The organism is Salmonella sp. SAL04196, assembly GCF_046550835.1.
GTDB lineage: Bacteria > Pseudomonadota > Gammaproteobacteria > Enterobacterales > Enterobacteriaceae > Salmonella > Salmonella enterica.
The window spans coordinates 568,937-585,637 of record NZ_JBGDXE010000001.1 but is presented as its reverse complement, the minus strand read 5'-3'; the positions used below and the strand labels follow the sequence as shown (position 1 = coordinate 585,637).

The window sequence follows — 16,701 nt, the reverse complement described above, 5'->3', positions numbered from 1 at the left end:
TGAGCGTGATGACATCTTAATTAATACGGATGACAGAATAAAGACGCTTTTGAACCATTGCGTATCTTGCCATAACATACTTCAAGTTGCATGTGCTGCGGCTGTGTTCCCTTACCCCAGTCACTTACTTGAGTAAGCTCCTGGGGATCCGCTCGCTTGCCGCCTTCCTGCAAGTCGAATTATTTAAAGTATAAAAGCAATCTTTCATACACAAGAGATAAAAACAATAAACTTGTTCAGGATTTATGATTACTTAGAAGCGTTTGCCTGCCCCGTATTTTCTGCTTTACCATATGTCCTGTCAATTATACCAACAGGGTCCACTGGTGTTTTTTTTGGCATAACCCAGCCGCTTTCACTGACGCTACCTCGTGTAAGATATTTGACTTTTGCCCTAACGATAATAAGATAATGCTCCCTGCTGAACCTGTCTGCAACACTAAGATCCGTGGTATATTCAGGTACGATTCTTCCACTTCGAACCTGCTCTTTGGCTATTTCAGCAGAGACAGGCAATACCTCTGCATCGCCCCCCTCAATACCGCCTGCCGTTTTAAAACTAACAATATTTTCAGCCTGCGGACCTATTGTACCTCGGCATAATACAACTTCGGTCTCCCCTGCTGCAGCATCCCCACTCTGGTATTTCTTATAAATACCTTGTACATTTTCTTCTGATGTAGGGTATAAATCTTCTGACAGGGAGGCCAGTATGTCTTCCAGTAGGGGGGAATCATCCGTAATATCCAGAAGTTCTTCATCATAACCCGCGTCTCCTTCTCTTAACTCTGAATAAGGCTTATCAATATGGCGAATAAGCCCCCCACCTTTCAGCCCAGACGCCTGATAAAATCTTCCATCAGAAGATCGGTAAAATGTCATGGCTGAATCTTTTCCGCTATCCGAATAGGTTGCCCGATACGTTTCTGAACCGGGTTCTTTAGTTAAAACGAGCTCTCTGTCGCCATATTTTATCGTATTAGGCGCTTCCGATGACAGCGGTGGATATGAGGCTTGCTTTCTGTAAAAGCCTTCTCCTGACGGTTTGTAATAACCATACGTTTGTTTATCAAAACCTGTAGCGCGATAGAGCCCATCGTTTCCTGCTGGACCTAACTCAAGAACTTTCTGACTACTCTTTTGATAAATAAAATCTGTATTTTCTATTGACTCTATAGTTTTATAATTACTCCCCTTTTGAATCGGCGCCCGTACTACACCTCTTTGTATTTTATCTTCAACAAATCGGAGGCCCGTATACTTTGCATTTGCCGCTCTTTCTGTGAACTTCGCTCCAGCAACAGGAACAGCCTCCATACCGATACGTACAATATCCTGTACGTAACCGCATACATCCGCAGAGTTTTCCACAACAGCCCGGTTAAGAATACTGCTGGTACCAGCCAGAGCGTTAAAACCAGGGACAAGACCCATTACAATATTCCAGACCGTTCCTAAGAGGTGAAGTCCTGCCCTTGCAGCCGGACTTAATGAGGAAGTTGTGCGATGATGTATAGTATCATCAAGATCAAAACTCAGCTCAATTAATCCTCCCAACCCCTCCTGAATAATCTTATTAAATGCATAAACGAATTCTTGCCCGCCATTCATGGAGGAAAGCTTCTCCTTGAACGATTCGAGAGCCTGAGCCTGTCTCTCATGTTGTTCTTCTAATGTCAGCCAGCTGCTTTGCGCAATATCACTGATCTCGTGAATAAGCCCAATAACGGCCTCTCGCACCATTTTGTTGGTGTCCATTAGTCCTAAAATGTCACACTCCTGCATATGTTCCTTCATATGAGTCTCTGCTCGATAATATTTCTCCGCCCAGTTTAGCTGCTTATTGATCGCGGCTTTCATTAACGAAATTAAAGGATCGTTGCTTTTGGGAAGTATTGATTTAACACCGTTGGAAAATTTATTATTAACCACAATTTTTCTTGCTATTGCGTTTATTTTTTTATCGTTAATTGGCCCCGTTATCTTTGCACACCAAAAAATAATATGGCGCATAATAATAAAATTATTTTTTATGCCTTCAGGGCTAAGCAATACTCTATCACCACCATTGCTGGATAAATGGTGTATCACTAATTGAACTAGCTTATAAAGATGACTCATCCTTTTTTTATTAAAAGCGCTCTTTCCTCTTTCTTGTCTATCGAAAGATACTATTTCTAACGCTGTAATAATAGCTTCCTTACCATAGAAAACCTCAAAGCTTGAACCAGAAATGTCAGGAAACTTTTCATACAGGACTTTCGTATAATGGCTTTCCATTGTCCATAAAGGCCTGTCTATCATGGGTGGTGCAGACTCAGTGCTGAAATGCAAAGGATGAACCAGCATATCACGCGCTATTAGCTCATATATTTTATATTGGTGTTGGATGTTTTCTCTTACAAAAGATAAAAAAGAAACGAAACTTCCCTCACCGAGAATAATGAGTTTATCACTTAAATGAACTAAAAGACCTTTAAACATATATTCAGCAGCAATAGCTCTTCCATCATGCGTCCACTGCCCAGTTTGAGAAAATGCAAGTAATTCATGATAGCCTCTTTTATAACTATTTGCCTCTTGTTCTTTTCCAAGTAGTTTGAGTACTGCGACAAGGTGTCCTCCTGCAACAGATGTATAGTGATCAAATAGACCATCTAACACCTTACCCAGCGGATGAGGCTCCGTATTTGGGGCAGGATGATCCTCCGGGAGAGCCCTTTCATATCTTTGTAATTCTTTAACGGGTAAAAAATCATTCTCACCTTCTGAATTACCATTTTTTATCCTATAATCACCAGATGTTACTGCTAATCTTGATGATAATAACAAACTAGTTACTGCAATATTTTTAATACTCCTGTCCATTTTATGAATGATTACTGGCTGAAAATGATTGCCGCTATGAGAAGATAAGAAAATTTCCCTTTGAATTTCCTTTCCCTCAAATATAATTTGCTCAGTGCTTTTAGGTGGAACAGTTACGCTATCTACATTAAATAGCTCATGTTCACCACTCATCGTTACCTGAGAAAAACACGACGATGTATGTGCAATTGCAGCGGGATCAATCTCTTTATAAATAACATTAGCGTAAACGTTTGCAACTTCACCGCTTGCATTTAAATGATCGTGCAAAATATGTTTTAGAAATAGATCTAACAACAATTTTTTTGATGTGATTCCATTTACACAGTTGTGAAAGTCAGGGGGAATTGGATAGCCGTTTTGATCAAATGGAAGCGATAAACATCCTCGCCCCCCATCAATATTTTCGTAACTGTAATTTAGAGATATCTTTACCTCGCATTTATTGGTATCTACATCGTCATTGATACTGCGCTCTACTTTATAATTAACCAGCCTACGGAAGGTTGCGCTATTTGAATAATAAAAATCCAATGTTGATTGGATTTCTTCACATATAATTTCATGTGTTGGCTCAAAGAAGAATTCATAAATATTTAAGCTGTTCTTTTCTTCATCTTTGGCCATCTCATCCAGCTTAATATATTCTTCTGGTAAATTAGATATTTGCTCATGAAAGATATCGTCCTGATAAAGTCCATCCAACATTGAAAGGTACGGTATGGTATCCCAACTTCTGATAGCTTGTATCTGTACCGTCTGCTGTGATTCTCTGGTTGATATATCACTTACTGTTATACGCATTACGTTCTCCAGCCAGAATTATGGTATACATCATAAGATGTAGATATCAGGTAGCAATTCTCATCGCAAATAATTTGTCTGAACTGTACATATGAAACAGGCTATTTTTAATTCAATACGACCACCAGAATAGGCAAGAAAATTTTAAATAGTATACGGTAAACTGATCTTACCCAACGATAATTAAACACTCTGCACTATCTTAGTAGATAATAAAATACTGATACCGTATTTTATATCACCAATAAAAGAGCAAAAAGGGTGTGCCGAATATCATTTTACACCTGTCCCGGTTCACCCCACGGAACCACTTGAAACGTACCATCATCAGGACGCAGCAGCGCCTGAATTTCAGTTGAGCCCGTCACTTCTTAACGGACCTGGCTGCATGATGTATACAGTTGACAATATCCGAAGGTACTATCTCTATTAAAACGTGCTGGCATTCGTCGCCGTAATCCGTACCATACGCGACATACTTTTGCCTGCTGGCTGTTGACGGCAGGAGCGAACCCGGCATTTATAGCCGGCCAAATGGGGCATGAAACTGCGCAGATGGTGTATGAAATTTACGGTATGTGGATTGATGACATGAACGACGAACAGGTAGCGATGTTGAATGCGCGGTTATCGTAGTTGCAAAGTTTGCCCCCAATTTGCCCCATTTAGTACCAGAGAACTGAAATAATGCAAGAAATTCAAAAGAATACAAAGAAAGAACAATACAACCTGAACAAGTTGCAAAAGCGCCTGCGCCGTAACGTTGGCGAAGCGATTGCCGATTTTAATATGATTGAAGAAGGCGATCGCATTATGGTTTGCCTTTCTGGCGGCAAAGATAGCTATACGATGCTGGAAATTTTACGTAATTTGCAGCAAAGCGCTCCGATCAATTTTTCACTGGTCGCCGTCAACCTCGATCAAAAGCAGCCAGGTTTTCCGGAGCATATCCTGCCAGCCTACCTTGAGCAGCTGGGCGTAGAATATAAAATCGTCGAAGAAAACACCTATGGCATTGTGAAAGAAAAGATTCCGGAAGGAAAAACCACCTGCTCGCTGTGCTCGCGTTTACGTCGGGGTATCCTGTATCGTACGGCGACTGAATTGGGCGCGACCAAAATCGCCCTGGGCCACCATCGCGACGATATTCTGCAAACCCTGTTTCTGAATATGTTCTATGGCGGAAAAATGAAAGGGATGCCGCCGAAGCTGATGAGCGATGACGGCAAACATATCGTGATCCGCCCGCTGGCTTACTGCCGCGAGAAAGATATTATCCGTTTTGCTGAGGCCAAAGCCTTTCCTATCATTCCTTGTAATCTGTGCGGTTCGCAACCCAACCTGCAACGCCAGGTGATTGCCGACATGCTACGCGACTGGGATAAACGCTATCCTGGACGGATCGAGACGATGTTTAGCGCCATGCAGAATGTCGTGCCGTCTCACCTTTGTGACACTAACCTGTTCGATTTCAAAGGGATCACTCACGGTTCCGAGGTCGTCGACGGCGGCGATTTAGCGTTCGATCGTGAAGAGATTCCCTTGCAGCCCGCTGGCTGGCAGCCGGAAGAAGATGACACCTCCTTAGAGGCGTTGCGGCTTGATGTTATCGAAGTGAAATAATCTGCAGGCGTCTCAGCACTCCGCTGAGACGCCATACTATCGATCATTTTAATAGCCGTACCCGGCATGACTTGCCTTTGATCTTCCCGTTTTGCAACTGCTTCCAGGCTTTTTGCGCTACTGCTTGACGTACGGCGACGTAAACGTGCATGGGATGCACGTTAATTTTGCCGATATCCGCCCCGTCTAATCCAATATCGCCGGTCAGCGCGCCTAAAATATCTCCCGGACGCATTTTCGCTTTTTTGCCGCCGTCAATACATAGGGTAGCCATCTCTGCGGCCAGAGGGAGCAACGACTGCCGGGCGGGCGCATTCAGCCAGTTCAGTTTGAGTTGCAGCATTTCTGAAAGAATATTTGCCCGCTGCGCCTCTTCCGGCGCGCAGAAACTGATCGCCAGACCGCTACTTCCCGCGCGCGCCGTACGGCCAATACGATGGACATGCACCTCCGGGTCCCAGGCCAGCTCATAGTTAACCACCAGTTCGAGCGATTTAATATCTAACCCTCGCGCGGCAACGTCGGTGGCAACCAGAATGCGCGCGCTGCCATTTGCAAAACGCACCAACGTCTGGTCGCGGTCGCGTTGTTCCAGATCGCCGTGGAGCGCCAACGCGCTTTGTCCTACCGCATTAAGCGCATCACAAACGGCCTGACAATCTTTTTTGGTATTGCAAAACACCACGCAGGACGCTGGCTGATGCTGGCTAAGCAACGTTTGTAGCAGCGAAATTTTTTCATGCGCAGACGTTTCGAAGAACTGTTGTTCGATAGCCGGTAGCGCATCTACCGTATCGATTTCAATACGTATTGGCTGCTGCTGTACACGACCGCTAATCGCCGCAATGGCGTCAGGCCAGGTTGCTGAAAACAATAACGTCTGGCGCGTCTCAGGCGCAAAGCGGATCACCTCATCAATGGCGTCACTGAATCCCATGTCCAGCATTCGGTCTGCTTCATCCATTACCAGAATGTGCAGCGCATCCAGCGATACGGTTTCTTTTTGTAAATGATCCAGCAGGCGCCCCGGCGTCGCGACAATGATATGCGGAGCGTGCTGAAGCGAGTCGCGCTGTGCGCCAAAGGGTTGCCCGCCACACAAGGTCAGAATTTTGGTATTTGGCAGAAAACGGGCCAGGCGACGTAACTCTCCGGCAACCTGATCCGCCAGCTCCCGCGTCGGACACAGCACTAATGCCTGTGTCTGGAACAGAGTGACATCAATTCGATGCAAGAGCCCAAGACCAAACGCCGCCGTTTTGCCGCTACCGGTCCTGGCCTGCACACGCACATCATTTCCCGCCAGAATGACGGGTAATGCTGCGGCCTGAACAGGCGTCATCTCAAGATAGCCCAGCTCAGTAAGGTTATTGAGCTGGGCGGCGGGCAAAACATTCAGGGTTGAAAAAGCGGTCACAATTTACTCTCGCGGTAACGACTCATAGTCAGCAGGCGCGTATCCTCGCAGATCCGCGCGTTTGATGCGACATTTTAATCGGTTCTTCGTCCGGCGGCGGGTCGGGCATCGGCTGAGGACGGGGAAGCGGCTCAGGAATGGGAACAGGGTCAGTGGGAATCGGGTCCGACAAGGACGAGTGTAGATATAATAAGGTCAAAAGACAGCTCATATTACCCTCCAGAATGTCATTCAGACTCTTAAAGGGTAGACGCAGATATTCTACAGGCAAAAAAAAGCCGACTAATCTAAGTCGGCGTCGTACGAATCAATTGTGCTATGCAGTAATTCAAAAAAGGAAGTAAGACAATATGGAGCGCAACGCCCATCGCTTGACGTTGCATTCACCTGCGAGAGAGATATTGCCCCGAATAGGTAGATGGTTTATTGACTTCGCTCAAATTTCTCGGCGTTTTTTCATACGAAATGGTCTGAAAAGCGCTTTTGTTACAACCATTTACTGCGATGCAACCATAAAGTAACACCACCGATCAGGACAACTAACAGAATACAAAACAGAGAAAAGCCGAACCGCCATCCGCCGCCAGGAATACCGCCCAGGTTAACGCCAAATAACCCTGTTAAAAAGGTGCTGGGCAGAAAAACCATCGCCATAAGCGACATGGTATAAGTTCTGCGCGCCAGAGACTCCTGCATCACCTGGGCAATTTCATCCGCCATGATGCCAGTACGCGCGATACAAGCGTCAATTTCATCCAACCCCCTTCCCAGCCTGTCGGCGATATCCTGCATTCTGCGCCGGTGATCGTCGCTCATCCACGGCAGCCGTTCACTCGCAAGCCGGGCATAGACGTCGCGCTGCGGCGCCATATAGCGACGCATAACAATTAGCTGTTTACGTAGCAATGCGAGGAAACCGCGCGGTGGGATTTGCTGGTCGAGAAGATTATCTTCCAGATCGATAATTTTATCGTGTAGCTCTTCAATAAATTCACTGGCGTGATCGGTTAACGCATCGCACACATCCACTAACCAGCCGCCGCAATCTACGGGCCCGGTGCCCTCCTGCAAATCACTGACCACATCGTCCAGCGCCAGAACCTTTCGCTGACGGGTAGACACAATGAATCGCTCGTCCATATATAAACGCATTGCCACTAATTGATCCGGGCGTTCGTCAGTACTGCCATTAATACAGCGCAGCGTAATGAGCGTCCCTTCCCCCAAACGACTTACGCGCGGGCGCGAGCTTTCACCAGCCAGCGCATCACGCACGTTATTGGGGAGTAAAGGCGTTGAAGCCAACCAGCGGGCGCTGTCCGGGTGGGTATAATTAAGATGTAGCCAACAGGGATGCTGACTATCGATCACATCATTATCTTCGAGCGGTTTTACTCCACCACGACCATCCAGTAGCCATGCGAAAACGGCATCCGGCACGTTCACATCCGATCCCTTAATGGCTTCCACAGCGCCTCCACGTTACAACTCTCATGCCGTTAGTCTAGCTTTCGGGAAAGGTTAAGCAATCTCTCATTTTCTCATTGCGCAAAAAGAATGACGGGAACGTGCGGAAAAAGCGCCTTAGCAACAGGCGCTTACCAAACATGTATTATCAGGCCTGGCCGCGCCTGGTGATGGTCGAAAGAGATGATACATGAGAGCGCGTCAGCGCATGTTCACTGTAACCCGGCTGGCTTAAACGAAATTTGTCGGTTTTAGTCTGTAACTCGATCACCTGCGCCTTTAAAACATCCGAAGAAGCAGATAGCGCTTCAACCATTAAGACATTGCTATGGGTTGCGCTTTCCAGATCGCTCAACGCCAGGGTTATCTGGTTAATGCCCCTTTCCTGCTCCCGCGTGGTGGTGGAAATTTCATTCATCAGCACGTTTAATTGCCCGGAGCCGCCAACAATCTCCCGCATATTTTTTTCAGCCTCCTGCACTATGGCGGCCCCCTGCCGCACATTGTCATGCGTAACGTCGATCAGCGCCTTGATACTTTTTGCCGCCTCGGCGCTACGATGCGCCAGATTACGCACTTCCCCGGCCACCACGGAGAAACCTTTTCCATGATCGCCCGCCCGCGCAGCCTCTACCGCCGCGTTAAGCGCCAGAATATTAGTCTGGAATGCGATACCGTCAATCAATGAAATAATCTCCGTCATCTGCGAGGCACAGTCGGTAATAGAACGCATATTTTCTGTAACCCGCACCATTAATTCACCGCCTTTACGGGCGCATTGGGTTGCACAATCCGCCTGTATGCTCGCCATTCGGGTATTATCCGCATTGTTTTTGGTACTCGCCGCCATTTCATCCATACTGGCGGCAGTTTGAATTAGCGAGGCCGACTGCTGTTCCGTCTTTACGGATAGCGACAGACTGCGCGCCGCCAGTTGTTCGGAAAGGGTCATTGCCGTTTGCGAAGAGGATCTGATTTCACGTACCAGCGCGGAAATATTCTCCGACAGGCTATTAATCCCGGGGATGAGTCGTCCGGCGCAATTATTGCCAAATTCGGAGATATGAATAGACAAGTTTCCTGCTGCGACCTCTTCAATACTTTTCTTCACGGTATTAATCGGCACTACCAGATAGCAGGTCATATACCACCAAAGCAGTAATGCCGAGATCAGATAAATGATATTACACGTAATTAAAATAGGGAGATCGTGCAGAAAAGCTATTTGTAAAGTATCCACCAAAAGAAACGTACATACCATAAATAGAATAATGCATGTCCTGACGCTGATATTTCTCAACATTTTTGACGGCCTACAACCAGGATAGGAGACAGGTTTTATTTTTATAGCATTTCAGATATCTATTGCCATTCGTTTCTTTGACATTCTCCATATTCAATACCAGACCATCGCCATTTCCCTTAGTGCAACAGATAAAATTACCTATATTCGCTATGCCAGGATATTCATCCATCCATATTGACAAGTGATGTACTTATCACCATTTTCTGCTTAATAGTTAAGTCGAAAGCCAGTATATTTTAATAGACGCTTAAATAAGCGAATGACTGTTTCTGCGTGTTATTACCGCGGACAGCGTTATCGCCCGTTCTCTTGCAGAATCCTGAGCATTTGGATGAGGCGTTATATCAGGCATAAAATCGGGTTCGCGCGAGCTTGCGCTGGCGGTCCTGTTCGCCAGCGGCAACGATTTACCGACTACGCTTCGCATGGCGCTCCCAGTTATCCTGTTTAGCCTGCACTGTTTTACGTAACGCGACATAACATGCCCCGACACCGCCATGGTGCGGTAGCGCCGAACAATAAGCCTGTACATCCTCAAACTCTGTCAACCAGCGGGCCACATAGCTTCGGACGATATTGGCATGCGACTTCGCCTCTCGCCCTTTACCATGAATGATCAGGACATTACGCAACCCCTCTTTCTGCGCCTCCAGGATAAAACGAAACAGCATTTTTCGGCACGTTTCGACCGGCTGGCGTAACAAATTGAGGCTGGCCTGCTGAGGGTATTTCCCACTGCGTAACTTGTCGATGACACCCTGCTGCAATCCTTCCCGACGAAATTCCAGCGGTTCATTCAGCGGCAGAATATCCAGAAAGCCCGTCGTCAGGAAATTATCAAGCTGAAGCGTGTCGATACGCTGGGGCGTTTTAAGATTACGCGTTGGCTGCCAGTGTACATCAGTATGGTGTTTCAGCGGCTGGACATCCTCCATGGCGTCAAGAAACAGCGCTTTATCGTCAAGGTTCATGGTTCATCCTCCAGCGTTTTTGCGACTGCCGTTATCATAACCGTGCCCTGTTATACCGACAACGGTTTACAGTTATTTCCAATAACAGCGACAATGTAAGGCAATTAACCGCCTCGCCCGGCTCTCTTTTTCTCCGCCAACGATATTACTGGCGCTAAATGTGTTATCCCTGACTATCTTTTAAGGAGTATGGTTGCGGGTATTCCTGGCATGATATCTTGTCTCTTACGTTAGATTAAGACGATGTGAGAGAACGGATGCTGAGATTACTTGAAGAGAAGATAGCCACGCCATTAGGACCGTTATGGGTGGTTTGCGATGAGCAGTTTCGACTGCGGGCCATTGAGTGGGAACAGTACCGCGATCGTATGGAGCAACTGCTAAATATCCACTACCGTCACGAAGGCTATGAACGCCTTTCTGCGACTAACCCCGGTGGACTCAGCGATAAGCTTGCAGATTATTTTGCAGGCAATCTCGCCGTAATTGATACCCTGGAAACCGCAACGGGGGGCACACCTTTTCAACGGGAAGTATGGCAGGCGTTGCGCGCTATCCCCTGCGGGCAGGTGATGCACTATGGTCAGCTGGCGGCGCAACTGGGACGACCGGGCGCCGCACGCGCAGTCGGTGCTGCGAATGGCGCTAACCCCATCAGTATTGTTGTTCCCTGCCATCGCGTCATTGGGCGTAACGGCACTCTGACCGGATACGCCGGTGGCGTGCAGCGAAAAGAGTGGCTATTACGCCATGAAGGCTATCTTTTATTATGAATATACAGGCAAAAAGTGCCTTATCGGTCACACTTTTATGTAAAGCGACAACAAATAAATTACGTATTTTCAAATAGATAAAAGTATTCATCAAACTTATACTTGAATTATTCCTTCTCCGGGATAGCTCAGACTTACGCGCTCACCAAAAAGATGTTAAAATTGACAAATATCAATTACGGCTTGAGCAGACCTATGATCCCGGAAAAGCGAATTATACGGCGCATTCAGTCTGGCGGTTGTGCTATCCATTGCCAGGATTGCAGTATCAGCCAGCTTTGCATCCCGTTCACACTTAACGAGCATGAGCTTGATCAGCTTGATAATATCATCGAGCGCAAAAAGCCCATTCAGAAAGGGCAAACTCTGTTTAAAGCAGGTGATGAATTGAAATCGCTCTATGCTATCCGCTCCGGAACGATTAAGAGCTACACCATTACCGAACAAGGCGATGAGCAGATTACTGGATTCCATTTAGCAGGCGACCTGGTGGGTTTTGACGCCATTGGCAGCGGTCATCATCCGAGCTTTGCACAGGCGCTGGAAACCTCAATGGTATGTGAAATACCCTTTGAGACACTGGATGACCTGTCCGGCAAAATGCCTAACCTGCGTCAGCAAATGATGCGTCTGATGAGCGGTGAAATTAAAGGCGATCAGGATATGATCCTGTTATTGTCGAAGAAGAACGCCGAAGAACGTCTGGCTGCGTTTATTTACAACCTGTCCCGCCGCTTTGCGCAGCGTGGTTTTTCACCGCGTGAATTCCGCCTGACGATGACCCGCGGCGATATCGGCAACTATCTTGGCTTAACGGTCGAAACCATTAGCCGTCTGCTGGGGCGTTTCCAGAAAAGCGGTATGCTGGCGGTGAAAGGTAAGTATATTACTATTGAAAACAGCGATGCGCTGGCGGCCCCCGCCGGTCATACCCGCAACGTCGCTTAAACGTCAGCTAAACCATTGATGTTATCTTCTGCCATATCGTTAAATTTTTCTCATTTATTGATCTGGCAGAAGCGCTTCCTCTGTTTCATTCACCATATTTGAGTTACTCTTTAGTTACAAACTGCGATGACAGTTGTAAGGAGACCCTGTATGGCTATGTATCAAAATATGCTGGTGGTCATCGATCCCAATCAGGACGACCAACCCGCATTACGGCGAGCAGTTTATTTGCATCAACGGATTGGCGGCAAAATTAAAGCTTTCCTGCCTATTTACGATTTCTCGTATGAGATGACGACCCTGCTTTCTCCTGACGAACGCACCGCAATGCGTCAGGGCGTAATAAGTCAACGCACAGCCTGGATACGTGAGCAGGCGAAATATTATCTTGAAGCCGGTGTCCCCATTGAAATTAAAGTGGTCTGGCACAATCGTCCCTTTGAGGCCATCATCCAGGAGGTTATCGCCGGCAGCCACGATCTGGTGTTGAAAATGGCGCATCAGCACGATCGACTGGAAGCGGTCATTTTTACCCCTACCGACTGGCATTTGCTGCGTAAATGCCCAAGCCCCGTGTGGATGGTCAAAGATCAGCCGTGGCCAGAAGGCGGCAAAGCCCTGGTCGCCGTGAACCTGGCAAGCGAAGAGCCCTATCACAATGCTCTCAACGAAAAGCTGGTAAAAGAGACCTTACAATTGGCGGAGCAGGTTAATCATACCGAAGTACACCTGGTCGGCGCCTACCCCGTTACGCCAATCAATATCGCCATTGAGCTGCCGGAATTTGATCCCAGCGTGTATAACGACGCCATCAGAGGCCAGCATTTACTGGCGATGAAAGCGCTGCGCCAGAAATTCAGCATCGATGAAAAAGTTACGCATGTAGAAAAAGGCTTGCCGGAAGAAGTTATCCCGGATCTTGCCGAACATCTCCAGGCGGGGATCGTTGTGCTTGGCACCGTTGGACGTACCGGACTCTCGGCCGCGTTTTTGGGGAACACGGCCGAACAGGTCATTGACCATCTGCGCTGCGACCTGTTAGTCATTAAGCCTGATGAATATCAAACACCGGTTGAACTGGACGACGAGGACGATTAATCCCTCTTCCGTCCTGCCGGATGGCGCTGCCATCCGGCCAATACCCTATTCCTGTTACTCATCTCCGCCGAGGAAATAGATCCCCAAAGGAATCGCCAGCAGAATAGTGAACACCAGACTGTAAACGAAAATCATTGCCGACTGAATGGCATACATAGAGCTTGTCCACTCGGACAGTGGAATATGATATTGCTCAATCACACCGCCGATAGTCGCGCGCGTTACCACCGATGCCGCAACGATAAACACTGCCAGCAGGCATAACAGAAATTTTTTCCCCTTCGCCGATTTCAGCTTCATCATGATCATAGTATTGTCCTTTACAGATGGCTTTGTTACCTGATAGCAACAATATCATGACAATCACGCGATGTCTGCCCTATAAAACGTGACATTGTATTTACATAAAAAGTAAACTACTGAGATTAAAGCTGATAGCACTATTTCTTCTTTTTACTTATCGATGATCTACGCGTTTATCCTGGGTAAAATACCTGTTAATCAGGTCATTCTGAGCTGTTATCGTAGGAAGGAGCGGAAAACAATAATGTTCACTGAATTTTTTCTCAAAAACGCATTTAATCTGGCGATACTTTTCAGTTGCGGCATGGCGTTGCTGGTCGTGAGATTTTGGCTCAGCCGTAACGTACAGTGGAAGAAAGGATTCACGTTCCATGCGGCACAGTTTTTTATTTACGCGATTATTATTGGGACCATCGGGAGCATCCTGAATAATGCTATTGAAGATTATAATTTGCGTTTTATCTCTTCCGGGGTCATTGATTTTATCTGCACCTCGCTCATTGCGCTTATTCTGACGATAAAACTTTTCCTGATTATTAACCAATTTGAAAAAGCACAGGTCAATAAAGGTAGAGATGTCACCAGTACCCGTATTCTGGCACGGGTCATAAAAATAACCATTATTGTCGCGATTGTCTTATTGTATGGCGAACATTTTGGCATGAGTCTGTCCGGTCTGCTGACCTTTGGCGGTATCGGCGGTATCGCTGTTGGTATGGCGGGCAAAGATGTCCTGAGCAATTTTTTCTCCGGTATTATGCTCTATTTCGATCGCCCCTTCAGTATCGGAGACTGGATTCGTTCTCCTGACAGAAATATCGAAGGTACGGTCGCCGAAATCGGCTGGCGAATTACGCGAATTAACACATTCGACCACCGCCCGTTGTACGTGCCTAATTCCGTCTTTTCATCCATTAGCGTTGAGAATCCGGGACGGATGACCAACCGTCGAATAAAAACGGTTATTGGATTACGTTACGAAGATGCCGACAAAATTGGCCTCATTGTTGACGCTATCAGAAACATGTTGCAGGCGCACAGAGATATCGATCAGAAACAGACGCTGTTGGTCTATTTTAATGAATTCGCCGACTCTTCGCTGAATATTATGGTGTATTGCTTTACCAAAACAACAGTATGGCAGGAATGGCTTGCCGTACAGCAGGATGTTTACCTGAAAATTATTGCGATTGTCCAGGAAAACGGCGCTGACTTCGCCTTCCCAAGCCAGACGCTCTATATCGATGACCCGGAGACCGCGCCTGCGACAAAATAAAAGATAGCCGGTGCCCGATAACGCTTATCGGGCACCGAGGCTTCTCTGTCCGGATGACGGGTTGTTAGCGCCTTACGGTGATCAACGGCTCTTTTCATTCACCGTCATGGTAAATTCAAGCACCTCATTAGTGTCATTAACGTAGGCATGAGGCATGTCGGTTCTGGCTACAGCGGAGCAGCCCTCCCGAATAATAAAGCGTCTACCGTTGACTGTTAATGTCAGTGTTCCCTGATTAACAAACAGTAATTCACAGGTGTCTGCCGGATGCCCTGCCGATTCAAACTGTTCACCAGGATGCATTATCCATTGCCAGAGTTCCAGCATATCCGGCCCGCTGGTTCCCGCCATCAGTTTTGCGCTGCCGCCTTTCTCGCCGCGCCACAACACCGGAATAGCATCCCGGTCGATAAGATGGACCATCGGCTCGCTGGCGACGTTGACAAAATCCGCCACGGACACTCCCATTGCCGCCGCGATCTTACATAACAGCGCAATGCTTGGATTGGCTTTACAGCCTTCAATTTCCACCAGCATTCCTTTACTGACGCCGGAACGCCGCGCAAGCTCATCCAGTGACATCTTTTTTTGGCTACGAAATTGTTTGATACGTTGGGAAACAGCTTCATTTATCGTGCTGACGTCGGCGCCCGCCGTGGTCGATAAGTTGACTTTTTTGGTCATTGGTCGATATCATAGAAGAAAATAGTCATTACAGGATTATGCGATGTCTTCTATGTTACCGTCAATCAGCCCGGAACTGGCCCGTATCGCTCCCGGCTTTCGTGCATTAAGTATTAATGTTATTGCCGCTCCGATTCGCGATGCGCAGGTCGGAGAAATCGCGTTAAAAGAGGCCTGTCAGGCCGTAATCAACGGACAACCGGCGTGGGCACAGGCGCATATAGACGCCTGGAATGCGGTGTTTAAAGCATTCGGCGCAAAACCAAAGCGCACCCCCTGCTCGGCTGAAGCGCTACGAAAACGCGTGTTGAAGGATGGAACAATGGCGGCGCTGGACCCGGTCGTTGATCTTTATAACGCCGTGAGCCTGCGCTATGCCGTACCGGTAGGCGGCGAAAATAGCGCGGCTTATTGTGGATCGCCGCGGCTGGTTTTCGCAGACGGAAGTGAAACATTTGATACCCTGAAAGAAGGACAACCCGTCACCGAGTCGCCAGAACCGGGCGAAGTTATCTGGCGCGATGACAGAGGCGTCACCTGTCGGCGCTGGAACTGGCGTCAGGGAGTACGTACCCGACTAAGCGCTTCAGATAAAGCGATGTGGTTTATCCTTGAAAGCTTGCCGGAAATGCCGGTTGATGAATTGTACGCGGCAGGAAACATGCTGACTGACGGCCTTGAAAAAATGATGCCAGGTTTACGTTTTGAATCCACGTTGATGGGTGTCTGATTGATATTGCGTAACAGGAGAAATACCATGTCGCTGTTTCTGACAAGTTTTATTTTCGAAAAAAAAGAGTACGACGAAGAGTTTTATCAACTGGATGGCTGGATTGAGCGCTATACGCAGTCTATTGATGGCTATATTGGGATGGAAAGCTATACCGATGCCGCCAGCGGAAGAATGGTTAATAATTATTACTGGCAGACCCGCGAATCAATGGAGCTATTGATAAATAATTTACAGCACCAGCAGGCCAAATCACAAAGTCATAAGTGGCTTTCCGGTTACCAGACGATTATTGCAGAAATTCAGGGGTGCCATAACGTTAACCTGCCCCATCCGCTGGCATCATTTTCAGTTCCTTATGCGTGATGCAATAGTATATGTATTAAATGTGGGGGCACACAAGAGAATGCCTGCGCCCCTGCATTGCCGGTTA

At 47.2% G+C, this 16,701-nt stretch carries 14 protein-coding genes and 1 pseudogene; 8 read left to right on the top strand and 7 right to left on the bottom strand.

The annotated features are described in order from the left end of the window. Positions 1–249: 249 nt before the first annotated feature. Positions 250–3,672 (bottom strand): DUF4765 family protein, encoded by a 3,423-nt coding sequence (locus ACLJPE_RS03040; protein WP_001223394.1) that lies wholly within the window; start codon positions 3,670–3,672, stop codon positions 250–252. Between the two features lie 429 nt (positions 3,673–4,101). Here ACLJPE_RS03040 and ACLJPE_RS03035 point away from each other — a divergent pair. Together ACLJPE_RS03035 and ttcA are read left to right on the top strand one after the other, a co-directional pair. Then, positions 4,102–4,308, top strand: a pseudogene (locus ACLJPE_RS03035) (tyrosine-type recombinase/integrase); the annotation flags it as partial. 51 nt (positions 4,309–4,359) lie between these two features. Continuing rightward, on the top strand, positions 4,360–5,295 hold the full coding sequence (gene ttcA / locus ACLJPE_RS03030; protein ID WP_001156210.1) for a tRNA 2-thiocytidine(32) synthetase TtcA: 936 nt from the start codon (positions 4,360–4,362) through the stop codon (positions 5,293–5,295). A 43-nt stretch (positions 5,296–5,338) separates the two neighbouring features. Here ttcA and dbpA read toward each other — a convergent pair whose 3' ends face one another. The 4 genes from dbpA to smrA all read right to left on the bottom strand — a co-directional run bounded on the left by dbpA (position 5,339) and on the right by smrA (position 10,456). Next, complete coding sequence (gene dbpA, locus ACLJPE_RS03025) at positions 5,339–6,712, bottom strand: ATP-dependent RNA helicase DbpA (RefSeq protein ID WP_000123694.1); 1,374 nt, start codon at positions 6,710–6,712, stop codon at positions 5,339–5,341. Between the two features lie 486 nt (positions 6,713–7,198). After that, on the bottom strand, positions 7,199–8,182 hold the full coding sequence (gene zntB, locus ACLJPE_RS03020) for a zinc transporter ZntB (RefSeq protein WP_000387370.1): 984 nt from the start codon (positions 8,180–8,182) through the stop codon (positions 7,199–7,201). A gap of 145 nt (positions 8,183–8,327) precedes the next feature. After that, positions 8,328–9,482, bottom strand: coding sequence for a methyl-accepting chemotaxis protein (locus ACLJPE_RS03015; RefSeq protein WP_000945610.1), 1,155 nt, complete (start codon positions 9,480–9,482; stop codon positions 8,328–8,330). Between the two features lie 410 nt (positions 9,483–9,892). Next, positions 9,893–10,456 (bottom strand): DNA endonuclease SmrA, encoded by a 564-nt coding sequence (gene smrA, locus ACLJPE_RS03010; protein WP_001046796.1) that lies wholly within the window; start codon positions 10,454–10,456, stop codon positions 9,893–9,895. A 257-nt stretch (positions 10,457–10,713) separates the two neighbouring features. Here smrA and ogt point away from each other — a divergent pair, with 257 nt between their 5' ends. From ogt to uspE, 3 genes are all read left to right on the top strand, one after another. Next, positions 10,714–11,229, top strand: coding sequence for a methylated-DNA--[protein]-cysteine S-methyltransferase (gene ogt / locus ACLJPE_RS03005; RefSeq protein WP_000945034.1), 516 nt, complete (start codon positions 10,714–10,716; stop codon positions 11,227–11,229). 195 nt (positions 11,230–11,424) lie between these two features. Continuing rightward, the gene (gene fnr, locus ACLJPE_RS03000) at positions 11,425–12,177 is read left to right on the top strand and encodes a fumarate/nitrate reduction transcriptional regulator Fnr (RefSeq protein WP_139380087.1); all 753 of its coding nucleotides are present in this window, start codon (positions 11,425–11,427) and stop codon (positions 12,175–12,177) included. A 150-nt stretch (positions 12,178–12,327) separates the two neighbouring features. Next, complete coding sequence (uspE, locus tag ACLJPE_RS02995; RefSeq protein WP_001262138.1) at positions 12,328–13,275, top strand: universal stress protein UspE; 948 nt, start codon at positions 12,328–12,330, stop codon at positions 13,273–13,275. Positions 13,276–13,329: 54 nt separating this feature from the next. On the opposite strand, the gene ACLJPE_RS02990 is transcribed toward uspE, so the two are convergent. Next, positions 13,330–13,584: a DUF2534 family protein gene (locus ACLJPE_RS02990; RefSeq protein ID WP_000605645.1), complete on the bottom strand. Its 255-nt coding sequence runs from the start codon at positions 13,582–13,584 to the stop codon at positions 13,330–13,332. Positions 13,585–13,822: 238 nt separating this feature from the next. On the opposite strand from ACLJPE_RS02990, the gene ACLJPE_RS02985 reads away from it, so the two are divergent. Next, complete coding sequence (locus ACLJPE_RS02985) at positions 13,823–14,854, top strand: mechanosensitive ion channel family protein (RefSeq protein ID WP_000493666.1); 1,032 nt, start codon at positions 13,823–13,825, stop codon at positions 14,852–14,854. A gap of 81 nt (positions 14,855–14,935) precedes the next feature. Here the strand turns inward: ACLJPE_RS02985 and ACLJPE_RS02980 are convergent, their stop codons facing one another. Continuing rightward, entirely contained in the window at positions 14,936–15,538 is a 603-nt protein-coding gene (locus ACLJPE_RS02980) for a helix-turn-helix domain-containing protein (protein ID WP_000163368.1), read from the bottom strand. A 43-nt stretch (positions 15,539–15,581) separates the two neighbouring features. Here ACLJPE_RS02980 and ACLJPE_RS02975 point away from each other — a divergent pair, with 43 nt between their 5' ends. Both ACLJPE_RS02975 and ACLJPE_RS02970 read left to right on the top strand, forming a co-directional pair. Next, entirely contained in the window at positions 15,582–16,268 is a 687-nt protein-coding gene (locus ACLJPE_RS02975; RefSeq protein WP_000097247.1) for a B3/4 domain-containing protein, read from the top strand. Between the two features lie 27 nt (positions 16,269–16,295). Next, entirely contained in the window at positions 16,296–16,634 is a 339-nt protein-coding gene (locus ACLJPE_RS02970) for an antibiotic biosynthesis monooxygenase family protein (RefSeq protein ID WP_000051812.1), read from the top strand. The last annotated feature ends 67 nt before the right edge of the window (positions 16,635–16,701 follow it).

Bases quoted from the DNA above. Each gene is read 5' to 3' on its own strand.
- ACLJPE_RS03040 (WP_001223394.1), bottom strand. From the start codon at position 3,672: ATGCGTATAACAGTAAGTGATATATCAACCAGAGAATCACAGCAGACG.
- ttcA (WP_001156210.1), top strand. From the start codon at position 4,360: ATGCAAGAAATTCAAAAGAATACAAAGAAAGAACAATACAACCTGAAC.
- ACLJPE_RS03015 (WP_000945610.1), bottom strand. From the start codon at position 9,482: ATGTTGAGAAATATCAGCGTCAGGACATGCATTATTCTATTTATGGTA.
- smrA (WP_001046796.1), bottom strand. From the start codon at position 10,456: ATGAACCTTGACGATAAAGCGCTGTTTCTTGACGCCATGGAGGATGTC.
- ogt (WP_000945034.1), top strand. From the start codon at position 10,714: ATGCTGAGATTACTTGAAGAGAAGATAGCCACGCCATTAGGACCGTTA.
- fnr (WP_139380087.1), top strand. From the start codon at position 11,425: ATGATCCCGGAAAAGCGAATTATACGGCGCATTCAGTCTGGCGGTTGT.
- uspE (WP_001262138.1), top strand. From the start codon at position 12,328: ATGGCTATGTATCAAAATATGCTGGTGGTCATCGATCCCAATCAGGAC.
- ACLJPE_RS02990 (WP_000605645.1), bottom strand. From the start codon at position 13,584: ATGATCATGATGAAGCTGAAATCGGCGAAGGGGAAAAAATTTCTGTTA.
- ACLJPE_RS02985 (WP_000493666.1), top strand. From the start codon at position 13,823: ATGTTCACTGAATTTTTTCTCAAAAACGCATTTAATCTGGCGATACTT.
- ACLJPE_RS02980 (WP_000163368.1), bottom strand. From the start codon at position 15,538: ATGACCAAAAAAGTCAACTTATCGACCACGGCGGGCGCCGACGTCAGC.
- ACLJPE_RS02975 (WP_000097247.1), top strand. From the start codon at position 15,582: ATGTCTTCTATGTTACCGTCAATCAGCCCGGAACTGGCCCGTATCGCT.
- ACLJPE_RS02970 (WP_000051812.1), top strand. From the start codon at position 16,296: ATGTCGCTGTTTCTGACAAGTTTTATTTTCGAAAAAAAAGAGTACGAC.